Raw genomic sequence first — 23067 nt, 5'->3', positions numbered from 1 at the left:
GAGCCAACCTTTTTTGCTTAACCTGATTATTTTTCGATAACTACCTGCCTGCTATTGTCATACATCTCGGTATCTATCAGCAGGTGGCGTGGGTCAATCCCTACTTCCTCCGGCTGCTCAGAGACTTTGATCGTGAGCCGGTTCATGCCGGACCGAATCTTTTCCTTCTTTAGGTACAAGGGTTTTGTCATACCGCTTTTGCCCCATATCCCTACCTCTATCAGATCATTCATAGAGACTTCCGTTTCAACCCCAGTTGTATCAACCTGTACCTTGTGTGCCAGCAAGTCCATCGTTACCAGCCAGGCACCATCAGCAGTAGGCTTAGCAGTGGCCCCTTTTGCCACAAGTTCCCAAAACGTATTGGTTTCAAAGAGATCCTTGAGCAGGTAATGGAGCGGATCAGGGGTTACTGCTTTCATCTCTGAATAAAAGTCTAGCGAAGTAGCAAAGGGAGGTACGCCTGGTTTAAACTTGGTCAGCAGGTTCCGTAGCGCCCGGTTTACGGGTTCTTCTCCCACGTATTCGCGTAAGGCATACATAGCAAAAGGCCCTTTACGATACGCCTGGAAGGAGTCCCGTGCTTTGAGGAGAGGAACGGCGGCCCTGCTGCGGGGATTCAGGTACTCATGACGCATGGCATCCAGCAAGTTTTGAAGTTGTTCCGGCCCTTGAGCCTGCTCCACCACGCCCAGCGCACTGTACCACGCCAGGCTTTCCGTAAGCAATGCCGAGCCTTCCACCTCCGCCGGAACCAGCTGGTGCCCCCACCACTGGTGCGCCACCTCGTGCGCGACCACCGCAAAAAGCAGGTCAAACCCTCTGGTATCATTAGCCGGATTGAGTAAAGCAAAATTGGTGGAATACCCGATCGTGCCCGGTAAGGATATGCCACCGGTGCCGGGATCAGGATATTCTACAAACTTTAACTGACGGTGGGGGTAGGGGCTAAGGGTTCGGGTATAGTAGTCCAGCGAAGCTTTTATTCCCCGCTCGATCCTGTCCAGGTTGAGTACACTAGTCGGATGGTGAAAGATCTGGATGTCTACATTCTGCCAGCGCGCCTTACGTACCTGATACCGGGCGGAATAAACATGAAACATGTTCTGGATGGGCCTGTCGGCTACGTAGCGAAAGTACTGCCTGTCACCCCGTTTCCAGCTTTTTGTAAGCGTACCGGGAGCTACCGCAATCTGATCGGCTGCGGTACCGATCGTGGCTTCAAACTGGATTTGCTCCCGCCCGGTTCGGGACAGTATTGACTCTGCATCGTGTAGGGGGCGGAACTCCGGGCGTTGGGGCAGGTCGTAGTCTTTTCGTTTCCGGTCGTTACGGAGTTCGCGGAAGGGCTGGTACCCTATGGCTGGCAACCATTCCGAGTTCCTGAAGTAGCTGCCGTTGTTCATGACCGAAGTAGTGATACCGCGATTAGAAAAACCTTCCGGAATCGATCCTACTTCATAGCTTACCTGCACCGAATCTCCCGGCAGCAGTGGCTGGTTGAGTACATAGATATGGTGTCCCAGCTTTTTATCTGTCAGCACAGCCCGGTTGTCCCGGCTAAACTTTATGGTGCGGGTCTCTACTACCGGAGCGGTAGCCAGGTGGATAGAATCAATTGCCTTCCTACTATCATTTTTAAGAGTATAAATTCCCTGTACCACCGCCATCCGTTCGTCCGGGTAGAACTCAACCTGCAGCCGGGTACTCGTCAGTAGTGGTTGTGGTACGGCTCTGTACCGTCCGTAGAGCTGCTCATACAGGACCTGCTGCTCCACACGTTCCTCAGCAGTGGTATATTTATTCAGGATATTGGTGTTATAGAAGATGAGAGTACCGGTAACCATTAGTAACGTTATAGCGCCGATCAGTACCGGAGATTGCATGAGGCCTTTTCCTGACTGTCTGAGTCGATATTTGATGGTAGTCTCGCGGCCCCTGACCCACAGTTTTTGGGTAATCATCATAAAGAGTAAGGCCCAAGCAATCCAGTACAGCTTAAACAGGAGCCAGGGAAAGAGGAAAGAACCCTGACCGTAAAAAACGGAACCAGCCAGACCCGGATCAGAGCCGAATATGAATAGGTTATGCTCAATTCCCAGTCGGGGGGCAATCAGGGTATATAAGTAAAAGAGCAGGACCAGTAGGTGCCCGACGTATTTCTGATTGACCAGGGTATGAATAGTCATGGCAACGGCGGCAAACAGGAGTTGGTCAAGCAGCTGAACTCCGAATAGTGCCTGCAGGTACTCGCCTATTTCAAATTGATAATACCCGGCTACCAGTTGAATAGAAATAGACGCGACCAGTAAGGCCGCCTGAACGGTAAAGAGTACTAAAGCCAGGCATAGGTACTTGCTCCACAGTAGTACACCGTCAGGAACAGGTACCGCATCAAATATCTCATGCAGCCGGGAGTCCCGCTCCCGCCAGATTAGCTGCCCCGCCAGTAGCGTAATCAGCATCACCACAAAGATTTGCAAGGCTGCGTTGTTCAGGAAAAGGATGATGCGAGGGGTAGTAGGTAAAATAGGAACACCCAATGGCCCTTCCGACATATTAGGTATCAGGATGAACGCATATACCGCAATCGCGGGTATGGCCAGCCCTACCGGACTCTTTGTGATTTCCTGATAAAAAGTATAGGCGAGGGACCGCGTTTGGTACAGCCGGGTTTTATAGTCAAAGGTTCTAAGGAAGGTGACAGCCTTAGCCGGAGCAGTAGGTGTATGTACCGGAACCAGGTACCTATTGGCAATGTTGCGCTTCCACCAACTATCCGGTAGGTGATGGGAAAGCTGAAAGCGGCTATAAGCCACTACGCCCAGCAACAGCGAAATACAAATCCAGAGAGCCCGGTTGGCCAGTAAGGAGCCTTCAAGTCTGAGTACCGATGTATTTATTTGGTTGGGTGTCAGGGCTCGTCTCCATTCATCTACTACGGTTAGGCCCGTAGGGTCCACCAGCTTTCCCAGCGCCCAGTTTTCGGCCAATACATCCATGTTGAAGGTACTTAGTACGAATATCAGCAACGCCCCCAGATAAGCAGCCATAGCCTGTCGGCTCAGTAGTACCATTGCATACAATACGGCCGTGGCCACAAAGACATTGGGTACCGTCAGGAAGAGAGCAGAATTAATGTAGGAGACAGGATTGAACAACCCATAGAGCTCGGCTTCGGCATTCATAGCAAAGCTGGAAATGGTCATGTCCAGTGGAACAACCATGAGCATCAGTACGATGGCAATGGTGAAGGTACCCAGAAAGCGGGCTCCCAGGTAGACACTTTTGCTGAGGGAGGTGGTATACATAAGCGGGTCCATCCGTGCCTGAATGTCGCGCATAGCTCCATTCCCCGCCAGCATCGCGAGTAGCAGCAGTCCAAACTTGTTGGAGTAGCCGGTAATATTCGCTACCGTAACGGGCGCATGCAGGAGCGCTCCTCCCACCGTACGTGTATAGTCAACTACCTCATCGATTACCAGAAAGACAAGTCCCAGAACCGCCAGGAAATAGATCCAGGTAGAAGGACGGCGTAACTGGTAGTAGAGCTCAAACCGGTATACTTCCCAGAATTTCATAGTACCACCTCCTTTCTGCTTGCCTGACCAGCACCGTAGTAGCCGGCCATTGTACTGAAGTATACATCCTCGAGGTCAGGCTCCACCGGCTCAAAATCCGGCCCCGGGGCTTCCTGGCTGTAGGTATGTACGATTGTACGTCCGCTGAGTAGCTTTGTCGAAATCACATTGTTGGTACGCTCTAATTCGGGTAGAGTAGCCTTCTCGATCAACCGGCGCCAGATTTTTCCATTCAATTCCCTGATGGCCTGCAGTGGTTGTGCTTCTAATAAGATTTCGCCTTTATTGATAATGGCCATACGGGTACACAGTTCTGATACATCCTCGACTATATGGGTGGAAAGGATGATAGCGCTGTTTTCCCCCAGTTCACTCAGCAGGTTCAGGAATCTGACCCGCTCGGCGGGGTCCAGACCGGCGGTGGGTTCATCTACGATCATCAGCTTAGGGTTGCCTAATAAGGCCACCGCTACCCCAAAGCGTTGCCGCATACCTCCCGAAAAACCGCCGAGCTTCTGTTTCCGCTTATCCCACAGATTTACCTGCTTCAGCAGTCCCTCTACTACCTCTTTGCGTGATGCTCTTTGTATAATTCCCTTGAGTACTGCAAAATGGTCGAGTAGCTTCTCCGCACTGACGCTACGCAGTAGTCCAAAATCCTGAGGCAGGTACCCCAGTGTTTTGCGCAGTTCGTCCTTCTGTTTTATCACATCCACGTTACCGAGTAAGATCTGCCCCTCGTCCGGCTCCTGTAGCGTAGCCAGAATACGCATCAGGGTAGACTTGCCGGCACCGTTCGGACCTAGCAAACCATACATGCCCGGAGGTATATCCAGCGAAATATTATTTAGGGCCCTGACCCCGTTAGGGTAGGTTTTTGATACATTGCGTATCGTCAGATGTACCTGAGTATGCTCCATAAAGCTAGGCTTGTTGTTAAGTAGTTTATAGGTAAGAAATTAGTCTGCTGACGTTATTTGAGGCTTATGTTCAGCTTACCGGTAGTGAAGAAAAAGGGGTGGGAGAAGAAGAAAAAAAGAGATATGCCAGGACTGAAAACAAATCGACAACCTGCCCCTTTGCTTAGACCATCCTCTTGTAGAAACTAGTAGCCATTTTATAGAAGAAAAGCCGGGTTTGGTAGAATAGCTTTGGAGCTGACAAACCGGTAAGATAGCTTTGATGAACTACTGATCAATTACTGTGGATATGAATCGTATAAAAAAGGTATTTACAGCTATTCACCTCCTGGGTTGGCTCCTCCTTTTCGTGTTCCTGTGCTGGGTTCTGAGGAGCGAAGGAGTCCCTGGCTGGTGGTACCTGTCAGTAAAGGTACTGGTGGTACTTGGCGCTGTTTTTTACAGCCACTTCTATATTCTTACACGCTATCTGAATAGGAGGAGATTCGGATTTTATATTGCAGGTCTGGTACTTATACTTCTGGTAGGCCCCTTACTTTTCATCTGGGCGCAGGGGAGAGAGATACTGGATTGGCCCTCGTTTCTGGACCAGTACTTTACCTCACTATTCAGTTTTGTAGTTATAGGTTTACTCCTAAGCTGGGTAGCAAGAGCCTCTGAGAATTGGTTTATCAATACACTAAAACGGGAAGCTCTGGAAAAACAGGCTATACAGGCTGAGTTGTCATACCTGAAATCTCAAATCAATCCTCATTTTTTATTCAATACCCTCAACAACATCCATACCCTTTCTTACAAGGGCTCTCCGTTAGCACCGGATGCGATCATGAGGTTATCTTCTCTGATGCGCTATATGCTTTATGAAGCCAATGCCAGCACGGTAGCGCTGCAAAGAGAAATTAACTACCTGCAGGACTTTATCAGTCTGCAGCAGCTCAGGTACAAAGCGGCTGCTATAGTGGACTTCAGAATAGCGGGTGACATTGACTCCTGCCGCGTCGCTCCACTGCTATTTATTCACCTGTTGGAAAATGCTTACAAACACAGCCACAGGCAACTGGCTGCCGGAGATATAAAGGTAAGTCTTGAGGTAGTAGAGGACAATCTTACCTTCAGCATTGAGAATCCCATTGGTACTAACAAAACAGGAGCCATTCAGGAAGTGGGGGGAATCGGGCTGGCCAATGTTCAGAAAAGGCTGCAACTGCTATACCCGGATCGGCATAGTTTTAATGTCCTTAGTACGGAAGGATCATTTAGAGTAGTTCTGAAAATTAATCGTCTCAATACACAGGTTTATGAAGTACAAGCTAACGTGTTATATAGTTGATGACGAGCCACTGGCACAAGAAATTCTCGAAGAATACATAGCCAAGGTATCTTTTCTGGAGCTAAAAGGCTCCTTTGGCAGTCCCTTAGAGGCTGCCGGCCAGATGGAGAAGGACAAGCCGGATCTGCTTTTTCTGGATATTAATATGCCGGACCTGGATGGGCTTAGCTTTATCCCGATGCTGAATCCCCGTCCGATGGTAATCCTGACTACCGCTTATGAACAACATGCTCTTAAAGCCTACGACCTTGAGGTAAAGGACTACTTACTCAAGCCTATTTCATTCGAAAGATTTTATAAAGGAGTACTGCGACTCTATCAAAGTGTAAACCAAAGGCCGCAGCCGGTTAAGGAAGATATATCGTCAGAGCAGCCGCAGGAAACCGAACATATCTTTTTGAAAGTAGGTACCCGCATTCAGAAAGTGGCGATCAGAGATATCCAGCTCATCGAAGGCATGAAGGATTATCTGCGCATCCATACCGTCAAAGGAACGATCGTTGCCCTGCTGAATTTTGCTGCACTGGAAGAACTCCTCCCCAGTCACAAATTTGCCCGCGTGCACAAGTCCTATATGGTAGCCATTGATAAGATTGAACACATAGAGCGAAGCCGGATCAAAATAGCGGAGCAGACTATACCCGTCAGCGATACCTACAAGGAGAGCTTCTTCAGGTTGTTGAGGGGTAATATAGGGTAGATTGATGAAGGGTGGATGTATAAAGATATACTACCTGCCCTCGTACTTTGCTCCCATGAGCAGATGCTACAGTAATCCTCTCTTGTGAGCTTCGTTGACCAGGCTGGCGGTGTTCTTAGCGCCAAGCTTCTGGGTAATATTCAGGCGGTGAGTCTGTACGGTACGCAGACTGATAAAGAGTGCATCGGCGATCTCCTGGTTGCTGTGCTCTTTGGCAACCATGGCGAGTATTTCTTCCTCCCGCTTGGTAAGCAGTACTTCCTGCAGGTTTCGTTTCTGGCCCGTCAGCATTTCTTCCATCATGTTTTTCTGGATCTGCGGATCAATGAACTGTTCGCCCGCAAGAACGGTAGTAATGGCCTTGAACAGGCTCTGCTGATCGGTGTTTTTGAGCAGATAGCCTTTGGCACCATTACGAATCATTTGCTTTACGTAGTGGGTTTCTTCCAGGTTAGTAAGGGCTATTACTTTGATGTCGGGGTACTGCTGCAGTATAACTTTGCATAGTTCTATACCGGTTTGTCCCGGCATCTGGATGTCGAGCAGGAGTACGTCGGGCTGCTGCTCCCGCAGGGCGCTTAGCAACTGCTCGCCGTTGGTTACAGCAAACAGTATCCTGACTTGCGGATCGCTTTCCAGCATGGCCTTGAGGCCGCCTATTACCAGCAGGTGGTCATCAGCAATGGCTATACGTATCATGGGCTTAGATAGTGGTAGTTTCGGTAACGTCTTTGTCCAGATGGGGAAGTACATCAAATTCGGCATACACGGTAGTTCCTCTGCCGGGAGCGGATTCGATGCTTAGTTCGCCCTGCATATCTTTTACACGTGCCTGCAGGTTGGTCAGCCCTATGCCTTTTCCCCCGTTCTCCTCAAATCCTACTCCATTGTCTTCCACCGTAAGGGTAAGTATATGTTCGTGATGACTTAGCTGCACCAGGGCCTGGGTGGCTCCCGCATGTTTGATAACATTATTGACCAGCTCCTGCACCATGCGGTAGAGCACCAGCTTAAAGTTGTTCTTTACCCTGAGAGGCTCGCCCAGGTAGTAAAAATCAACCTGTAATGAATCATTACTTACGGTTTGGCAGAAGTTAGCCAGGGCCTGGTCCAGTTCGTACCGGAGCAGCATGTCGGGAGAGAGGTTATGGGCAATGCTACGTATTTCGCGCGAAGCCGCATCAAGCATGGAAGACGTATGCTGGAACTTCTGCGCCTGACCCGCCCAATCTACCTCGTTCTGTAGTACGCTCAGGTGCATTTTAGTAGCCGAAAGCAAACCGCCCACGCCATCGTGCAGCTCCCGGGCCAGTCTGCTCCGTTCTTTTTCTTCTCCATCTATCCGGGCCATTAGTACTTTGAGCTCACTTTCCTGCTGGAGTACCCGCAGGTGCTGTGCATTGGCCTTTTGCTTATCGCGGTAGCGCATGTAGAAGATAATAATGACTGATAACAGGGCCACTACCGCTACCAGCGCCAGGTAGATGAGGTTGTTCTTTCTTTCAATTTCCAGGCTGTTCTGAGCGAGTAGCAGGTTTTGCTGGGCAATCTCTTTTTCCTTCTGTGATGTCTGGAACTCAATCTCCATGCGCTGGACACTTTGCCGGGTCTCTGCACTCATGAGCGAGTCGTTCAGGGCCTGATACTTCTTTTGGTATTCAAGTGCCTGCCGGGGGTTATTCAGTTTCTCCTGCACTTCGGCACCTAACTGGTACAGAAGGCGCAGTTCATTGGTAGCGTTCAAACTTTTGCTTAGGGCAAGGCCTCGGCTCAGGTAATGCAGGGACTGGTCCGGCAGGTTCATTCTCAGGTATACAGTAGCCAGTCCTTTATAGATGTATACCTCATGCAAAGGGTCCTGATGATAATGAAGTACCTGCAGGCCCTGCTGGTAGTACGAAAGGGCTTGTTGGTAGTACCGCTGCTCCATGGCAGTCTCCCCCAGGTTTTCATAAGCATACAGTACCTGTTCCGGGTTTTGGGTCAACTGACCAAGTCGCAGTACTTCCAGCAGGTACTTTGAAGCTTTGTTGTAGCGCTTCCTGATCAGTTCGCTGGCCCCCATATTGGTAAGGCCCGCCGAAATAGCCGCGGTGTCTTTGAGTTGAAGGGCTATCCGGTAACTCTTTTCAGAATATTGAAAGCATTTATCAATATCATTCAGCTCTCCAAATACCGAAGCCAGGTTGTTACCATACTTCATCTGAAGCGGGGCGTCTTTCAGTTCTTCCGCTAGTCGCAGAGCCTGCAGAAAATGAGTTACGGCCACTTTCAGACTTCCCATGTTTGAGTACAGAAAGCCGATATTGTTGTAGGCTCTGGCCAGTTCCCTTTTATCCAGCTTTTTACTGATCTGCACGCCTTCCTGAGCCAGATCCAGGGCTTCTTTGAATTTTCCCTGCTGGTGCAGCACTTTTATCTGAAGCCCTATGGCATTGTTGACGCCCCGCAGGTACCCGATTTTTCTAGATAGTTTACTCGCCTGCTGAGCATACACACCCGCCGAATCGGGCTGGCCTTGACCTAGCTTAGCCAGGCCCAGCTTCAGCCATTTCTCTACCTGTACTGTGTCATGCGGAGTGGAGCCAGCCCGGCTATAGGTACTGGTTAGCAGCAGAAATAAGAGCAGCAGACTGCTCCATGGCTTCTTACAAAGCAGAAGAGGTATACGATGCATGATTTGTGTGGGAAAACAACCGAATAGGGTTGGACAAAGGTACGAAAAAGCCAGCATCCCTTCTTATAACCAGATCATGAAAAGATAGTAAGGTTACTTTAGGTGCCTGTACCTTGCCTCCGTCCCTTACGCCTGAGCAAAGTCAGGCCTTCATCATCTACGTACTAGTACGTATTGCTGATTTTCATTTTTTCTACGCACAAACGCGAGGGAGCAGTCACCTAATTTTGCATCAGATAATCAAAGAAACAGGCCACTGAACAAATCATATAATGAAAAAGCACCTCATATCGCTCGCCATGTTGCTGTGTTTTTTCTGTATGATTCTGGGAACGGCGGCTTTTCAGGCATCATCGCTGGAAACAAGGCGCGACAGGCTTATGGAAAAGCGATACAGCCATGCCCTCGCGGCCCTTCGGGAAAAGAACGACAACAAAACGATCATGCTCCTGGAGAGGATGAAGCAGGAGTTTACCAGAGGAATGCAAAAGCTAAAACCCGACTATCAGGTTTGGTACCGCTCTCTCTCATCCGAACAAAAGCGGCAGCTCCTGTACCAGTCCGGTACGAAGCGGTGGCTGCAGCTCATGCAGGAGATTCAGTTCGATGCCTACATCCAGCATCGTCTGGGGGAGAATGCGAAGCTCAGGTTAGCCTACGAAAGCATTCAGTTTGCCTGCGACAAGGCGGCCGAGATGAAGCTGTAGCATCGGTAGCCAGCATTCAGAATTTTCATCAGAATATACTTAGCACATAAATAACTCTATTTAGCCATGAAAAATGTAACACCTCAATTCTTTCAGTCACTAGTCAAGGCAACCACGTTGATGCTGGCTAACTGCCTGTTTCTTTTCTCCTGTGAAGTACATACCCCCGAGCCTGATATCGACGTAGTGGCTGAGGCTTACTCGGTAACTGGTAAGGTAGTGGATACGAAGGGGGCACCCATGGCGGGTGTAAAAGTCCGCGCCGATAACAGTGCCTTATATGGCTCAACCGAAGTAACTACCGACGAACAAGGACGCTATAAGCTACCCAAGCTGGAGATCGGGAGCTGGAAAGTATACGCCTGGAAGGAAGTAAACTATAAGGGTAAAACCTATCACCTGCGCCTGGGTATGCCTGCGGCGGCTGACTATGATGCGTTCAGCCCGGGCAAAGGAGGAGCCGTGAAGAACTTTAACTGGCAGCTATCCGGTCAGATACCCGACCGTCCCCGCAATGAGCGTTCAGGATCAGGGTATTTTGGAGGTACTCTGCTGTTCCGTAACCTCGGACTCGACGCCTCTACCATGGCGGCCGGTACAGTAGTCACAGTTACTCTAACGCCGGTAGCGGGTGCCACGCTATTTGACGGAAGTGCTCCGTCTGTCATCAGAAAATCATTCACCATTGAGGAAGGAGAATATAACTACTGGGTACACGACATAGCCCAGTGCGAGTACCGCATTACCGCCGAAGCCAAACTGAATGGGGCAAGCAGAGCGGTACAATTAAGTAAAAGCGTAAGCAGTGGTCATGCTGCCGCCATTGAAGGCTTCTACTTCAAGCCGCACCTGGGCAGTAGCGGTGACTACGAAAACGGACTGCTCACAACCAACGACGAACCCATCTTTATCTATTAGTAGTAACAGCCACAGTGCCTTTTTCCTTTCCATCATTTATTAGCCATGAAAAATTTCAAATTTCTACATCTACTGCTGCTGTTTCTCCTGATAGCCGCAAGCGCCTGCAACGAGAATAACACACCCGAACCCATAGAAGACTCTACGGAAGTTACGCCTATCAAAACTGAGCACGGCGCTCTCATAGGGGCACCCGTTACAAAAACCATCGGGACCAATGGAGGCGAGCTACAGATGCCGGATGCGAGCATCCGCCTGTCGGTACCGGCTGGAGCCGTAAGTGCTCCTACAACTTTTAGCATTCAGCAGGTGGAAAACACCTTCCCGGGCAGCAAGGCTAAATCGTACCGGCTGTTACCCGAGGGCGTTAAATTCAGCAAGCCCGTTACTCTGACGCTGTCCTATGATGGAGTCGCCCTGGTAAACGGAAGTCCGGAGTTCCTGTACCTGACTTACCAGGATGCCGATGGCTTCTACCGGGTAGCAACGAATACCTTTCTGCATAAAGAAAACAAGACGCTGACCGTTGAAACCACGCATTTCAGCGACTGGACCTACTTTGAAACCATTATGCTGGTGGCCGATGACAGCTTCCTGAACAAGGGCGAGTCAACAAAGCTCAGGGTCATGGAATATATGAACTACTCCCTGACCGGAGACGGTGATCCCAAACTGGGCGTACTGGAAGAATACATCAACACCCGCGCTAAGTTTGAGTGGACGGTGAACTATGGGGGAGGCAAGGTAACTCCCGACAAGCCAGGCGTTGCTACCTTTCAGGCACCTGCCACCGTACCCGCGGTGAACCCGGTAGGGGTAGGGGTGCGGCTGAGCAACTTCAATGTAATTGTGAATAAAAACGACCCGGCCCGAAGCTATGCGGGCAAGGATGTTCTCCTGCTGCAGAAAGAGATCCAGATAGGCCATGAGCAGTTTCTGGAATATACCCTTAAAGGTACGAGGCTCTACAACACCGGCGATTTTGAGACCGGTAGCATTAGGGTAGATACCCGGGGTAAATTTAGTATCAGCTCCTATATTAACGGCAACCAGACCTTCGACCTTATGATTACCGGTCCGGAGGGGAAGGCGATCGGCGTGGGTACCTATGCCTTCGGTGATCAGGAAAAGGGACAGTTCGCCGCGATCAAGGTGAATACCGGCCATGCCAAAGGAAGTGAAAGATACAGCAGCAGCTATCAGATCTGTACCGACCGGGGCTGCGGACTCAACACCCAATACACCGGCGGTACCGTCACCATTACCAAGTGGGCTCCCATCGGTGGCTACATCGAAGGGGAGATTTCAGCCAACCTGTTTATTGTGGGTGAGTTCGACCCACCTGCCACGGAGTTCAAAGCCAAATTCAGGGTGAAGCGAGTGAATTAAGCTTCTACTGGTAAACCAGACTACCAAATGCAGCAGCCCGATCAGAAATGATTGGGCTGCTGCATAGTTAACCTTCTTTTGTCGGCCAGTGCTTGTACCAGTAGACTTCTTCTCTCTTACTACAGGCTAATTATTTCAGTTCAAGGTCAGCGGTATTGGCTTTATATTTTCCGCCTGCGATTTTTTGCATACCACGTTTCATTTCTTCGAGTTTGTCAGGGTGCTGTTGGGCCAGATTCTGCTTTTGACCCGGATCACGGGCTACATCAAATAGCTGGTACTGCGGGGATACGCCGGTTTCAATGTTTACTTCCTTAGACAGGGCATTCCCCTTGTAGGGCGGGATCAGAATATAGTTCTGGTTCCGGAAAGCCAACCGGCCGCTTGCTTCCAGTACCAAATGGTCCCTTCCTTTCTTTGACTCTCCCAGAAAGGCTGACAGTAGGTTCTGACTGTCCTGGGAAGAGTCCTTAACACCCACTAATTGGGCATGTGAGGCCATCAGATCAAGCTGGCACACCAGAGCATCCGATACTTGGGGCTTGATGCGCCCCTTCCAGTAGGTGATGAAGGGTACCTTGGTGCCCGCTTCGTAGAGACTGTACTTTCCACCCCGCAGCCTACCGGCAGGCTGGTGCCTGCCAATTTTTTCTACGGCGTCATCATAGTAGCCATCATTAAGAACAGGTCCGTTATCACTTGAAAATAGTACTAAGGTATTTTCAGTCAGTCCTTCGCTTTCCAGCTTTTTCATGATCTCGCCCACGCACCAGTCTGCCTCCATGATAGCGTCACCCCGAGGCCCCATACCGGATTTGCCCACAAACCGGGGGTGTGGCACGCGCGGTACATGTGGCTGCTGTAAAGCATAGTACAGAAAGAAGGGCCGGGCCGCGTTCGGTTGGGCCGCGTTCGGCCGGGCCGCGGTCAGCTTGCCGGTCTCTTTTGAATCCACATTATCAATAAAGGCTTTGGCTTTATCAAGAAATACATCCGCCATATCTTCGTCATGCCACAGAGCCGACTTGCCGCCTTTCTGGAAGCCGATGCGGGGGATGCCGTTATGCACCGACTGGTTATGCCCGTGGTGCCACTTCTGCTTCGTCATCAGTTCAGGATTAGAGATAGCGGTAGGCTCTCCCTCAAAGTTTTTCTCGTAGTTGACGTAGAGCGGGTCGCTGGCACTCAGGCCTACCACCCGGCGGTTTTCGATGTAGACAGTTGGCGTGCGATCGGTGGTGGCTGCCATGATGTAGGAGTAGTCAAACCCCACATCGTTTGGGTTTAGCTGGAGGTCCTGGTTCCAGTCTACACTGCCGTTACCGATACCCAGATGCCACTTGCCCACGATGCCGGTATGGTATCCTGCCTGACGGAGCATCTTAGGTAAGGTCATCAGCGTTGTGTCAATCAGCAGGGGAGCATCACCGGGCAGAATCCGCGCCTGATCATTGCGCCAAGGGTATATTCCGGTCAGCATTCCGTAGCGGCTGGGGGTACAGGTAGCAGAGGTAGCGTAGCCGTTGGTAAATCGTACACCACCCTTAGCAAGTTTGTCTATGTTAGGGGTTTTGAGGGTATTCTGACCGTAGGCGCTCACATCTCCATACCCCAGGTCATCCAGGTAGATGATCAGGATATTGGGTTTAGCTTGCTTTTGTATGGCGGGTACTTCGGCAGTGGGCTGGGGTTTGATAAAACTGCCAGCCAACCAGCTTACCAGACCAACCATGAAAGTCAGGAGTGCGTACTTCATGAATCCATTTGTGTTTATATAGCTGTAAAAGCGGAAGCAGGGACAAATCTATTTGGCTGAACCGCTGCTCGTCAGTGTAGAGAGAGGGCAAGGGAAAATAATTGATGCCAGTAATACGCTACAGCAGGCTTGCCTTTTCCGGTATTTCAAATCTGTACAAGCTACTGGTTTATGTTTTGATTATACCAACGGAAGCTAGCACTCCCATACAACTCATAAGTACGATCAAAGCTACTACTATGATAGATATTGCATTGAATATCTTTTTTGGAGTCCTATACCAGCCCCACATTAGCACAGTAAATAGAGTTAAGTATATAATGGTTTCGGGAAGCCCTAGCAGGTGATACTTAAGCGGGATGTTGATATATATGACTCCTTCGAATGAACCGGGGGCAGCAGAGAGTGTCAGCAAGTAACTAAGGCCAAATAATAGTAGCCAAAATTTGCCCCATCCATATTCAGTATCAAGAAAGATATTGCTAAACGGGAACAGAAAGAAGGATAGCAGTACTCCCCTTACCACCTGTAATCCCGGACCGGCTGCAACCCAGGAGGAATCAGTGGGGCGCATAAAGGACAGGGCACCAACCCCAAAGAATGCATCATAATCCAGTACTAGCAGGGCAAAAATTCCTGCTACGAAATAAGCAATGGTATGAGTTGCTGTAATTCTCCATACAAACCTAGCAAAAGTATTTTTCTCTCTGTTCATAGATAGGATGGAATAGCCAGGCCGGAAGGAAGATGATAGATACAAAAGCAGGAACAGGCATAAATCTATCCGCTATGGTAGTTGAAGATTGGACGGTACCTGGTATACGTTTAGTACAATTCCGGAGGGGAACTGCTTTTCTTGAAAATGCTGGAATAATCTTTTTAATGGAAGGAAGCTACTATCAGTACTTCTATTCAGGATATATCTAAAATACAAAGTCATATGAATAGCATAGATCGTCAGCAACCGGAAAAGAACCACGAAGACCTGCACGGTGCCGAAGCAGGTAAACGAATGAAAGAGTTGGCCGAAAAAAACAATACCTGCTTTTTCTGCACCTGTATCGGGACGGGCAATGCCCTGCAGGTACGACCTATGTCAATACAGAAAGTAGATGAATCGGGTACCTTTTGGTTTTTGAGTGCCAGTGACAGCCATAAAAATCAGGAAATCCAGAAGGATCAGGTAGTTCAGCTGCTGTTTCAGGGGTCAGCACATTCTGATTTTTTAAGTGTTAATGGGGTGGCTACCATTTCGACCGATAAAGCATTGATCAAAGAATTGTGGGATCCAATTCTGAAAACATGGTTTACGGAGGGAATAGATGATCCTCGAATTACGGTTATAAAAGTAGAAGCCAGAGAAGGGTACTACTGGGATAATAAACACGGAAATGCCATAGCCTTCATGAAGATGACCGTAGGAGCGATGCTGGGCAAAACCCTGGATGACTCCATAGAAGGCGAACTGAAGGTATAGGTATTAGAGAATCCAGAGCAACAGCGTAAGTACTTAGCCTTCTAAACAATAGGTCCGACCAGTACTGGTCGGACCTACTTACTACAACCTAATATAGCGCGGCGGACCGCCTAACACCTACCTACTGCTGAAACTCTATACTCGACAGCGTAATAATGTTGTCGTTGGGTTTATCGCGCTTTACTACCACAAAATACACATCATGCCGGCCGGAGGTAGGTTTCGTAATTTCGCCGGTAACAGTACCTGACTTGCCATTAGTCGGGGTGTAGGGCGTGCGGCTGATAACCGGTCCGGCCTGGGAGTCAATACGTACTTCGATTTCCCCCTGCTTGCCCGAGCTGTACTCGTACATGAACTTGCGGATGCCCGTCAGGTCAATGTTTTTCATTAGGATGTACGACTTGTGATTACCCCCACTCAGGCGGTTGCCCCAACGTGGGAAGCCCACGTGGGCGTCGGCGTATACCGTCTGTACCTTGGCGGAGCGCAGGCTAACTACCTCGGTGTTGGTCAGCGGACCTATGGTTTTACCTCCTTTGTCGGTGTAGGTAGCCATAAGGGTGTACTCGCCCCGGGGCTCGTCCTTTTTATGCTCAGTCAGTTTGATAGTACCCTGGGTAGGTAGGGTAGTCAGTTGCTTCTGGGGCTCGTTCAGGGACATGATGTACTTCACCATTTCGTTGGCGTCCTGCGGGGAGATTTGCGGGTGCGCGCTCATCACGTGCTCCTTGCCCCAGTTACCGCCGCCACCGTTGATAATCTTAGCCGAAAGTGAAGCCAGCGCGTTTGCCTGTCCTTTATACCGCTGCGCTACGGCCGTAAAGGATGGTCCTACCGACACCTTGTCTACCGTATGGCAGGCCCGGCAGTCGCTGTTGGCGATGAGGCTGCTACCCAGCGAGGCCGACACCAGCGGGGCCTCCGGCTGGTGCCCGATGGGCGCGGTACCCGGCGTAGTACTTGGCTGCGGATTATAACTGAAATAAACTTTTACTTTCTTAGGGTCAACTTTGCCATCTTCCTTATCTGATACTTTCACATCGTAGGTAAAAGGTTTGTTTTCCCAGAAGAACGATTTGTTATTAGGCGTTGTAATTGCTACCTCAGGACGGGCATTTCCTACTTTTACCACGATGGTATCGGTACCTACCTGACCGGCCTTGTCGGTTACCTTCAGGATGGCGTTGTAGGTACCTGGTTGGGTATAGGTGTAGGAGGCAGTAGGACGGGTGGAGCCCACGGTCTTGCCATCAAACAACCACTGGTAGGTGATCTCGTCATCATCGTCCAGATCGGCGGTACCGCGGCTGCCGAACATCACACGCAGCGGAGCCTCACCAACGGCCTCCTTCTGGGTAGAGACGTAGCGGTTTTCTGAGGTCAGGAATACACGCTTGGGCAGGCGGGCTGCTTCCACCGAATCCATCACAAAAGCTTTGGCGATTGGTGCCCGGTTGCCGGTGTTGTACTCAATCTTGACCAAACGGGCATCTTCGTTATCGGCACCGTATACCGAGCCGTATTCCAGCATGTACATCACGCCATCCTTACCAAATGCCTGGTCGATGGGTCGACGGAAATCACCGTTGACGGACATGAAAGGCTCGGCGCGCAGGAAGTTTTCGTTCTCATCAAAGCGGAAAGCCATCACCCAGTTGCGCATCCAGTCGAAGGCAAAGAGGGTACCGTCGTAGTAGGCTGGGAATTTGGTTTTGGAAGTGGAGTTTTTGTCGAAGGTATAAAACTCACCCACCATCGCGCTACGACCACCTAGCCCCAGTTCCGGAAATTCCTTCGAGGCGGCGTAGGGGTACCAGATCATGGGCGGTGTAGCCGGGGGCAGGTTCGTCAGACCGGTATTGTTCGGTGAATTGTTGACCGGCGCCCTGGGGTCAAAGAGCGGACCGGGCTTTTCGGTAGAAAAGTCCCATTTAGCATACGGATAGCTGTTGCCAATGAAGTAAGGCCAGCCAAAGTTACCCGCCTTTCTGGCCTGGTTAAACTCATCATAGCCACGTGGTCCCTGAATACTGTCCTTGCCGGCATCCGGGCCGATTTCGCCCCAATACAGAACCGAGGTCTTGGGGTTAACCGCAATACGGTACGGGTTCCGCAGGCCCATGGTATAAATCTCGGGGCGTGTCTTGGCCATTCCTTTCGGGAACAGATTGCCCTCGGGAATAGTATAAGTTCCATCAGACTGAGGTTTGATCCGCAGGATCTTTCCTTTCAGGTCGTTGGTATTGGCCGAGGAGCGCTGGGCATCCAGACTGACGTACTCCTTGCCGGGGCGCTCATCAACGGGCGCGTAGCCGTTGGATGGGAACGGACTGGAGCTATCACCGGTCGATAAGTACAGATTGCCCTCTTTGTCCCAGGCCAGGGAGCCGCCGTGGTGGGCACCACTATTCTCCTGTACCGGTACCTGCAGCAGTACTTTCTCCGACGCCAGGTCCAGTGTATTATCATCTTTTACTGTAAAACGCGACAGGTTGAATAGGATAGGCTCCTTATCGGTAGGAGGCGAGTAATAGAGGTAAATCCACTTGTTCCTGTTAAAGTTCGGATCCAGCGTTACGCCTATTAGTCCGGTCCCTCCTTTAGTAGCCACGTCAAAGCGGTGTACCAGGGAGTTTTTGTTGGTACGGGTATCGTATAGGTACAGGTTGGCCGTGCGCAGCTCGGTATAGAATACCCGGCCATCGTCGGATACCGCCAGCTCCATGGGTGTATCCAGGTCATTAACCAGGATCGTCTTCACAAAGCGGTTCTCTTCGGGTACCGTTACGGCGTACGACTTGCTATAGTCAAGCGGCTTGCCGTCGCCCATGGCGTACCGAATACCACCCAGAATATGCTGCAGGAACAGCGGTTCGTCGTAGCTGCTGTCCATGTGGCCACCGCCGGTATAGAAAGCACGACCACCGTCAAACTCGTGGTACCAGGCTATAGGGTGGTTGGCCCCGTTGGTACCGTTGTCATAGGTGTTTTCGTCGAGGTAGGCCAGTACGTTCAGGCCGGGGTAGAACGAGCGGTAGCTGTACCATTCGTCCTTACGCTCCCAGCGATCGGGCAGGTGCGCCGTGGAGGGATGTTTTTTGTCGGTCACATCAATGGCCGCCATGCGCTCACCGGGGTTGAGCGGGTGGTTGGCGAAGTGTGCGCCCATGAGCTTGCCGTACCAGGGCCACTCGTACTCGGTATCGGAGGCAGAGTGAATACCCATGTAGCCACCGCCCGCCTGAATATAGCGCTCAAACGCGGCCTGCTGTTCGGCATTCAGTACGTTGCCGGTGGTGCAGTTGAAGATAACCGCCGCGTAGTTGCGTAGGCTGTCGTCGGTGAAGTAGGCGGCGTTTTTGGTGGTATCAACTACAAATTTGTGCTCTTTACCTAATTTCTGAATGGCCGCTATGCCAAAAGGAATGGAAGAGTGTTTCCAGCCTTTAGTCTTGGAAAACACCAGCACCCGCTGAGGTGCGGCAGGCGTTCCTGCCGCAGGCGCTACGGCTGCTTGCACTTGGCTGACAGGCAGATTGCTACTACTGGTGCTAGCGCGCTGTTTGCTGTTTGTGCAGGAGTAAATTCCTGCGGATACTCCCAGTGCGCAGAAGGTATAAAGCCACCATCGGTGGGGAGAGGCGGACCGGGATTCGGATGAAAACAGGTTCAAATGCATTGTTCTGAAGGAATCTTTTCTGATGTATGGTATTAGAATACTATTTTTTCTAAAAACTACTATACTGCTCTCCAAAAAAGTGGAAGAAATCTTATTTGGAAAATAGGGCTTACATCCTGAAATTTGCGGAGCTTATTGTAAGAATCATACAAACTGAAAAGATCAGATCTATCTATGCAATTCCCCGAAGAACTAAAATATACCAAAGACCACGAGTGGATACGCCTGGACGGTGATATGGCTGTTGTGGGTATTACCGATCACGCCCAGAATGAGTTGGGAGATATTGTATATGTAGATGTTACTACCGTGGGTGAAAGCCTTTCGATGAACGATGTATTCGGTTCGGTAGAGGCGGTGAAGACGGTGTCCGATCTTTTCCTACCCGTGACAGGCGAAATCCTGGAACTTAATCCGGTACTGGACGGCGCTCCCGAAACGGTAAATAATGATCCTTATGGAGCCGGTTGGATGATCCGTATGCAGCTGTCTGACCCCAGTGAACTGGATGGTCTGATGTCGGCTGAGGAGTACAAACAATTTATAGGCGCCTGATCAGCTTCCCTTTAAGCTCCGCGAGGAGCTTTTTTTTTGAATATAACTTACAGGAGGTGGTGAAAAACCATATCGTTGTTTCTGATAAATGAAAGTACTACTACGTTCGGTTCGTATTATTGACAAGGCCTCTCCGCTGCACGGACAGGTAAAGGATCTGCTACTTGAGAATGGTATCCTGACTCAGATCGGGGATGGTCTCGCGGCCGACGGCGCCGAGGTAAGAGAAGGCAACGGCCTGTGCGTGTCGGCCGGCTGGATCGACATGCGCGTAGCCTCGCGTGACCCCGGCTATGAGCACAAGGAGAGTATAGAGTCGGTACAGGAAGCAGCCGCCCGCGGTGGCTTTACCGAAATCGTACTGTTACCTAACTCACGTCCGGTAGTAGACTCCAAGGATACCCTCAACTACGTCAGGAAGGGCAGTAACGGCGGACCCGTAGTACTGCACGCCGCCGCCGCCGTGACCAAAGGGACGGACGGTGTCGACTTCACCGATATGATAGACCTGCATACTTCGGGAGCGGTGGCCTTTACCGACGGAGAGCATCCCATCCAGAACGCGGATATCCTGCTGAAAGCACTCCTGTACCTGAGCCCCCTGAATGCCCTGTTGATGAACCGCGCCGAAGACAAGCAGTTGACCTTGTTTGGGCAGATGCACGAAGGTGTATCCAGTACCTTGCTGGGACTAAAAGGGATGCCGGCTCTGGCCGAAGAAATGATGCTGAGCCGCGACCTGAAGCTGCTTGAATATGCATTAGAAAAGAGTACTACCCCCGATACCGGCCTGCCGTTGCTCCACGTTTCGCTGGTGTCTACGGCCCGGGCTGTGGAGCTGATCCGCGAAGCCAAGGCTAAAGGGCTGCCGGTATCGTGCGACATGGCGGCTCACCAGCTGGCATTCGAGGACAAAGACTTGATGGACTTTGATACAAATCTAAAAGTTAATCCTCCTTTCCGTAGTGAGGCCGATGCCCAGGCGGTGCGACAGGCATTAGCTGACGGTACCATTGATGCTGTGGTGTCGGATCATAGTCCGCACGATGAGGAGAGTAAAAACCTGGAATTTGATCACGCTGACTTTGGTATTACCGGCTTAGAAACCGCCTTTGCGCTGACTCAGATGCACAGCGGCTTAGGACTGGAGGCGTTGATCGAAAAGCTGACCAGCCGTCCGCGGCAAATCCTGCGCCTGCCCCAGGTAACCCTTGAAGAGGGCAAACCGGCCAATCTGACTTTCTTCAGACCTGATGCGGAGTGGACCTTTGTGCGGACCTACTCGAAGTCAAAGAACACCCCTTTCCTGGGTAAGGTGCTGCGGGGACGGGTCTGTGGAGTAGTGAACCAGGGAGGTTTCCGCTGGTTTGAGTAGTTGGTCTTGTTGATTGTATTATGAATAGTATACTGAATTTTTTTAGGAAACCTTTGCTCAAGGTACCTCTTGCCTTTGGTGGCCTTACCGGAGTCCTGGCATTTGTGTTTTTTCTGGCACTGTATTTAATTGGCGTAGCGCCGCTGGGCAATAAGAAAGCCCTTGATTTTGGGATTCATGCGATCATGATGGTTGCGGCCTGCTGGTACTACCGCAAGAATGTTGGTAACGGGATGCTGCACCTGTGGGAGGCCCTATCTATCTGCTATATCGTCAATACCTTTGCCGCTCTGATCAACGGCTGGCTGATCTACTTCTTTATTACCTATGTAGATCCGGCGGTATTCACCAACTACCTGGCCGACATGCAGCAACTGCTGATCCAGGGCAAAGCCGAAATGGTCAAAAACATCGGTGAAGCTGAGTTTCAGAACATGCTCCGTAGCGTACAGGCTACCGAGCGGTCAGAGGTAATCGCGGATGAGCTGAGCAAGAAAACCATTATGGGTATACTGCCGATTATCCTTATATCTATGATCATGCGCCGTCAGAATTACAGCATCATGCGGGATCCCCGACAGCAGTAGTCTATATCCTGATACAGGCCGTTCATCCTGATCTGGTAGTGTGATAATGCAGGTTTTGCTATATTGGCATTATTATTCATAACCCCTTTAATCCTACCTGTATGCAAGAAAATGTATCTACTGCGCGTGTAGCCCTTAAGTATGGCGTCATTACAGCGGTTGTTGTCATTGTATATTCGACGATTATTAATGTAAGTGGTTTAGCCCAGAACCGGGCTCTGGCTTCGCTTGCCTTCTTTATCCTGATTGGGGGAATTGTATGGGCTATGAAAGACTTTCGGGATCAGAATGGCGGGTTTATGACCTACGGTGAAGGACTGGGGACGGGGTCACTGGTGGCGGCCATAGTGGGTATACTGGCGGCTACCTTTACCATGTTCTATATGGAGTTTATTGATACGACCATCATGCAGCAGTCGCTGGATCGGGCACGTGAAGAAATGGAAGGCCGTGGGCTGGACGATGCTCAGATTGATCAGGCCATGGCTATTTCGCAGAAGTTTATGTCGCCCGGTATCATGTTTTTTACCGGAGTGATAACCTACCTGATCATTGGTTTTATCATTTCATTGATTGTAGCGGCCGTAATGCGTAAAACCCGCCCGGTATTTGAATAAGAAGAAGGTTGCTGCGTACGTTACTGCTTGTGTTCATGTTATCCTAATAACCAAAAGGACCGTTTGTGTTTGCTATATTTCGTAAGGAAGTAAATAGTTTTTTTAACTCGCTGATCGCCTACATTGTCATGGCGGCTTTTCTGGTAGCAGTAGGGCTTATCGTGTGGGTTTTTCCGGATACCAGTGTACTTGACTACGGCTATGCCGACCTGAATACCTTCTTTACCCTTACCCCTTACGTACTGTTGTTCCTGATCCCGGCCATTACCATGCGTTCGGTGGCGGAGGAGATCCGCAACGGTACCATTGAACTACTGCTTACCAAGCCCCTGACCGACTGGTCGCTGGTAGTGGGCAAGTTCCTGGCCAACTGGCTGCTCGTAGCGCTTACCTTACTGCCTACCTTACTGTACTACCTCAGTGTTTACTGGCTGGGTAATCCGCCCGGTAATATTGATTCGGCGGCGGTGGTGGGGTCTTATATAGGTCTCCTGTTGCTGAGCGGGGTACTGGTGGCCATGGGGCTGTGGGCCTCCTCACTCAATGACAATCAGATCGTGGCCTTTGTACTGGGCGTCTTTCTGGGCTTTGTGTGGTATGTCGGTTTTGGCGCGCTGACACAGCTGCTGGGAAGTAGTGGGCTGGCCTCCGTATTTTCGTGGATAGCCCTGGACGAGCAGTACCAGGCCCTCGGACGGGGCCTGGTCGACTCGCGCAATGTCATATATCTGCTTAGCCTGACGGCCTTCTTTCTCTATCTGACGTACTGGCGGATAGGCCAGCTCAGAAGGTAAGG

18 protein-coding genes are annotated in these 23067 nt (G+C 50.5%); 11 read left to right on the top strand and 7 right to left on the bottom strand.

The features are described 5' to 3' along the window. Nucleotides 1–26: 26 nt before the first annotated feature. Nucleotides 27–3581 carry an ABC transporter permease/M1 family aminopeptidase gene (locus tag JUB14_RS23855; protein WP_207509364.1) on the bottom strand — a complete coding sequence of 1185 codons (3555 nt, stop codon included), beginning with the start codon at nt 3579–3581 and terminating at the stop codon, nt 27–29. Further along, on the bottom strand, nt 3578–4501 hold the full coding sequence (locus tag JUB14_RS23850; protein ID WP_207509363.1) for an ABC transporter ATP-binding protein: 924 nt from the start codon (nt 4499–4501) through the stop codon (nt 3578–3580). The genes JUB14_RS23855 and JUB14_RS23850 overlap by 4 nt, the downstream gene beginning before the upstream one ends. Before the next feature lie 289 nt (nt 4502–4790). Here JUB14_RS23850 and JUB14_RS23845 point away from each other — a divergent pair, with 289 nt between their 5' ends. Then, nucleotides 4791–5831: a sensor histidine kinase gene (locus JUB14_RS23845; RefSeq protein ID WP_207509362.1), complete on the top strand. Its 1041-nt coding sequence runs from the start codon at nt 4791–4793 to the stop codon at nt 5829–5831. Continuing rightward, complete coding sequence (locus JUB14_RS23840) at nt 5800–6531, top strand: LytR/AlgR family response regulator transcription factor (protein WP_207509361.1); 732 nt, start codon at nt 5800–5802, stop codon at nt 6529–6531. The genes JUB14_RS23845 and JUB14_RS23840 overlap by 32 nt, the downstream gene beginning before the upstream one ends. 66 nt (nt 6532–6597) lie before the next feature. Here the strand turns inward: JUB14_RS23840 and JUB14_RS23835 are convergent, their stop codons facing one another. Together JUB14_RS23835 and JUB14_RS23830 are read right to left on the bottom strand one after the other, a co-directional pair. After that, complete coding sequence (locus tag JUB14_RS23835; protein ID WP_207509360.1) at nt 6598–7230, bottom strand: response regulator; 633 nt, start codon at nt 7228–7230, stop codon at nt 6598–6600. A gap of 4 nt (nt 7231–7234) precedes the next feature. Next, on the bottom strand, nt 7235–9208 hold the full coding sequence (locus JUB14_RS23830; protein WP_207509359.1) for a tetratricopeptide repeat-containing sensor histidine kinase: 1974 nt from the start codon (nt 9206–9208) through the stop codon (nt 7235–7237). Between the two features lie 272 nt (nt 9209–9480). On the opposite strand from JUB14_RS23830, the gene JUB14_RS23825 reads away from it, so the two are divergent. From JUB14_RS23825 to JUB14_RS23815, 3 genes are all read left to right on the top strand, one after another. Continuing rightward, nucleotides 9481–9915, top strand: coding sequence for a hypothetical protein (locus tag JUB14_RS23825; RefSeq protein ID WP_207509358.1), 435 nt, complete (start codon nt 9481–9483; stop codon nt 9913–9915). A gap of 66 nt (nt 9916–9981) precedes the next feature. Beyond that, complete coding sequence (locus tag JUB14_RS23820) at nt 9982–10833, top strand: carboxypeptidase-like regulatory domain-containing protein (RefSeq protein WP_207509357.1); 852 nt, start codon at nt 9982–9984, stop codon at nt 10831–10833. A gap of 45 nt (nt 10834–10878) precedes the next feature. Then, a complete protein-coding gene (locus JUB14_RS23815; protein WP_207509356.1) occupies nt 10879–12222 on the top strand; it encodes a hypothetical protein in 1344 nt (447 codons plus the stop codon). Between the two features lie 130 nt (nt 12223–12352). On the opposite strand, the gene JUB14_RS23810 is transcribed toward JUB14_RS23815, so the two are convergent. Further along, complete coding sequence (locus tag JUB14_RS23810; protein ID WP_229368195.1) at nt 12353–13978, bottom strand: sulfatase family protein; 1626 nt, start codon at nt 13976–13978, stop codon at nt 12353–12355. A 169-nt stretch (nt 13979–14147) separates the two neighbouring features. Further along, nucleotides 14148–14693 (bottom strand): hypothetical protein, encoded by a 546-nt coding sequence (locus tag JUB14_RS23805; protein ID WP_207509355.1) that lies wholly within the window; start codon nt 14691–14693, stop codon nt 14148–14150. Nucleotides 14694–14918: 225 nt separating this feature from the next. Here JUB14_RS23805 and JUB14_RS23800 point away from each other — a divergent pair, with 225 nt between their 5' ends. Beyond that, nucleotides 14919–15455 carry a pyridoxamine 5'-phosphate oxidase family protein gene (locus tag JUB14_RS23800; protein ID WP_207509354.1) on the top strand — a complete coding sequence of 179 codons (537 nt, stop codon included), beginning with the start codon at nt 14919–14921 and terminating at the stop codon, nt 15453–15455. Nucleotides 15456–15576: 121 nt separating this feature from the next. On the opposite strand, the gene JUB14_RS23795 is transcribed toward JUB14_RS23800, so the two are convergent. Further along, complete coding sequence (locus JUB14_RS23795; RefSeq protein ID WP_310586191.1) at nt 15577–18978, bottom strand: ThuA domain-containing protein; 3402 nt, start codon at nt 18976–18978, stop codon at nt 15577–15579. A 333-nt stretch (nt 18979–19311) separates the two neighbouring features. On the opposite strand from JUB14_RS23795, the gene gcvH reads away from it, so the two are divergent. The 5 genes from gcvH to gldF all read left to right on the top strand — a co-directional run bounded on the left by gcvH (nt 19312) and on the right by gldF (nt 23065). Continuing rightward, nucleotides 19312–19692, top strand: coding sequence for a glycine cleavage system protein GcvH (gcvH, locus tag JUB14_RS23790; RefSeq protein WP_207509352.1), 381 nt, complete (start codon nt 19312–19314; stop codon nt 19690–19692). Nucleotides 19693–19780: 88 nt separating this feature from the next. Continuing rightward, nucleotides 19781–21067 carry a dihydroorotase gene (locus tag JUB14_RS23785; RefSeq protein WP_207509351.1) on the top strand — a complete coding sequence of 429 codons (1287 nt, stop codon included), beginning with the start codon at nt 19781–19783 and terminating at the stop codon, nt 21065–21067. A gap of 53 nt (nt 21068–21120) precedes the next feature. Continuing rightward, nucleotides 21121–21654 (top strand): DUF4199 domain-containing protein, encoded by a 534-nt coding sequence (locus tag JUB14_RS23780; RefSeq protein WP_310586190.1) that lies wholly within the window; start codon nt 21121–21123, stop codon nt 21652–21654. Between the two features lie 101 nt (nt 21655–21755). Next, the gene (locus JUB14_RS23775) at nt 21756–22271 is read left to right on the top strand and encodes a DUF4199 domain-containing protein (protein ID WP_207509349.1); all 516 of its coding nucleotides are present in this window, start codon (nt 21756–21758) and stop codon (nt 22269–22271) included. Between the two features lie 65 nt (nt 22272–22336). Beyond that, complete coding sequence (gene gldF, locus JUB14_RS23770) at nt 22337–23065, top strand: gliding motility-associated ABC transporter permease subunit GldF (protein WP_207509348.1); 729 nt, start codon at nt 22337–22339, stop codon at nt 23063–23065. Nucleotides 23066–23067: the final 2 nt, after the last annotated feature.

Origin of the sequence: Telluribacter humicola (assembly GCF_017355935.1) — a bacterium.
Classification (GTDB): Bacteria; Bacteroidota; Bacteroidia; order Cytophagales; family Spirosomataceae; genus Telluribacter; species Telluribacter humicola.
This window is presented reverse-complemented; position numbering and strand designations above follow the sequence as displayed.

Excerpts from the sequence above, each read along its gene's own strand:
- JUB14_RS23845 (WP_207509362.1), top strand. The coding sequence starts at position 4,791 with ATGAATCGTATAAAAAAGGTATTTACAGCTATTCACCTCCTGGGTTGG.
- JUB14_RS23775 (WP_207509349.1), top strand. The coding sequence starts at position 21,756 with ATGCAAGAAAATGTATCTACTGCGCGTGTAGCCCTTAAGTATGGCGTC.
- JUB14_RS23850 (WP_207509363.1), bottom strand. The coding sequence starts at position 4,501 with ATGGAGCATACTCAGGTACATCTGACGATACGCAATGTATCAAAAACC.
- JUB14_RS23830 (WP_207509359.1), bottom strand. The coding sequence starts at position 9,208 with ATGCATCGTATACCTCTTCTGCTTTGTAAGAAGCCATGGAGCAGTCTG.
- JUB14_RS23825 (WP_207509358.1), top strand. The coding sequence starts at position 9,481 with ATGAAAAAGCACCTCATATCGCTCGCCATGTTGCTGTGTTTTTTCTGT.
- gcvH (WP_207509352.1), top strand. The coding sequence starts at position 19,312 with ATGCAATTCCCCGAAGAACTAAAATATACCAAAGACCACGAGTGGATA.
- JUB14_RS23835 (WP_207509360.1), bottom strand. The coding sequence starts at position 7,230 with ATGATACGTATAGCCATTGCTGATGACCACCTGCTGGTAATAGGCGGC.
- JUB14_RS23785 (WP_207509351.1), top strand. The coding sequence starts at position 19,781 with ATGAAAGTACTACTACGTTCGGTTCGTATTATTGACAAGGCCTCTCCG.
- JUB14_RS23815 (WP_207509356.1), top strand. The coding sequence starts at position 10,879 with ATGAAAAATTTCAAATTTCTACATCTACTGCTGCTGTTTCTCCTGATA.
- JUB14_RS23840 (WP_207509361.1), top strand. The coding sequence starts at position 5,800 with ATGAAGTACAAGCTAACGTGTTATATAGTTGATGACGAGCCACTGGCA.
- JUB14_RS23855 (WP_207509364.1), bottom strand. The coding sequence starts at position 3,581 with ATGAAATTCTGGGAAGTATACCGGTTTGAGCTCTACTACCAGTTACGC.
- JUB14_RS23800 (WP_207509354.1), top strand. The coding sequence starts at position 14,919 with ATGAATAGCATAGATCGTCAGCAACCGGAAAAGAACCACGAAGACCTG.
- JUB14_RS23810 (WP_229368195.1), bottom strand. The coding sequence starts at position 13,978 with ATGAAGTACGCACTCCTGACTTTCATGGTTGGTCTGGTAAGCTGGTTG.
- JUB14_RS23820 (WP_207509357.1), top strand. The coding sequence starts at position 9,982 with ATGAAAAATGTAACACCTCAATTCTTTCAGTCACTAGTCAAGGCAACC.
- JUB14_RS23805 (WP_207509355.1), bottom strand. The coding sequence starts at position 14,693 with ATGAACAGAGAGAAAAATACTTTTGCTAGGTTTGTATGGAGAATTACA.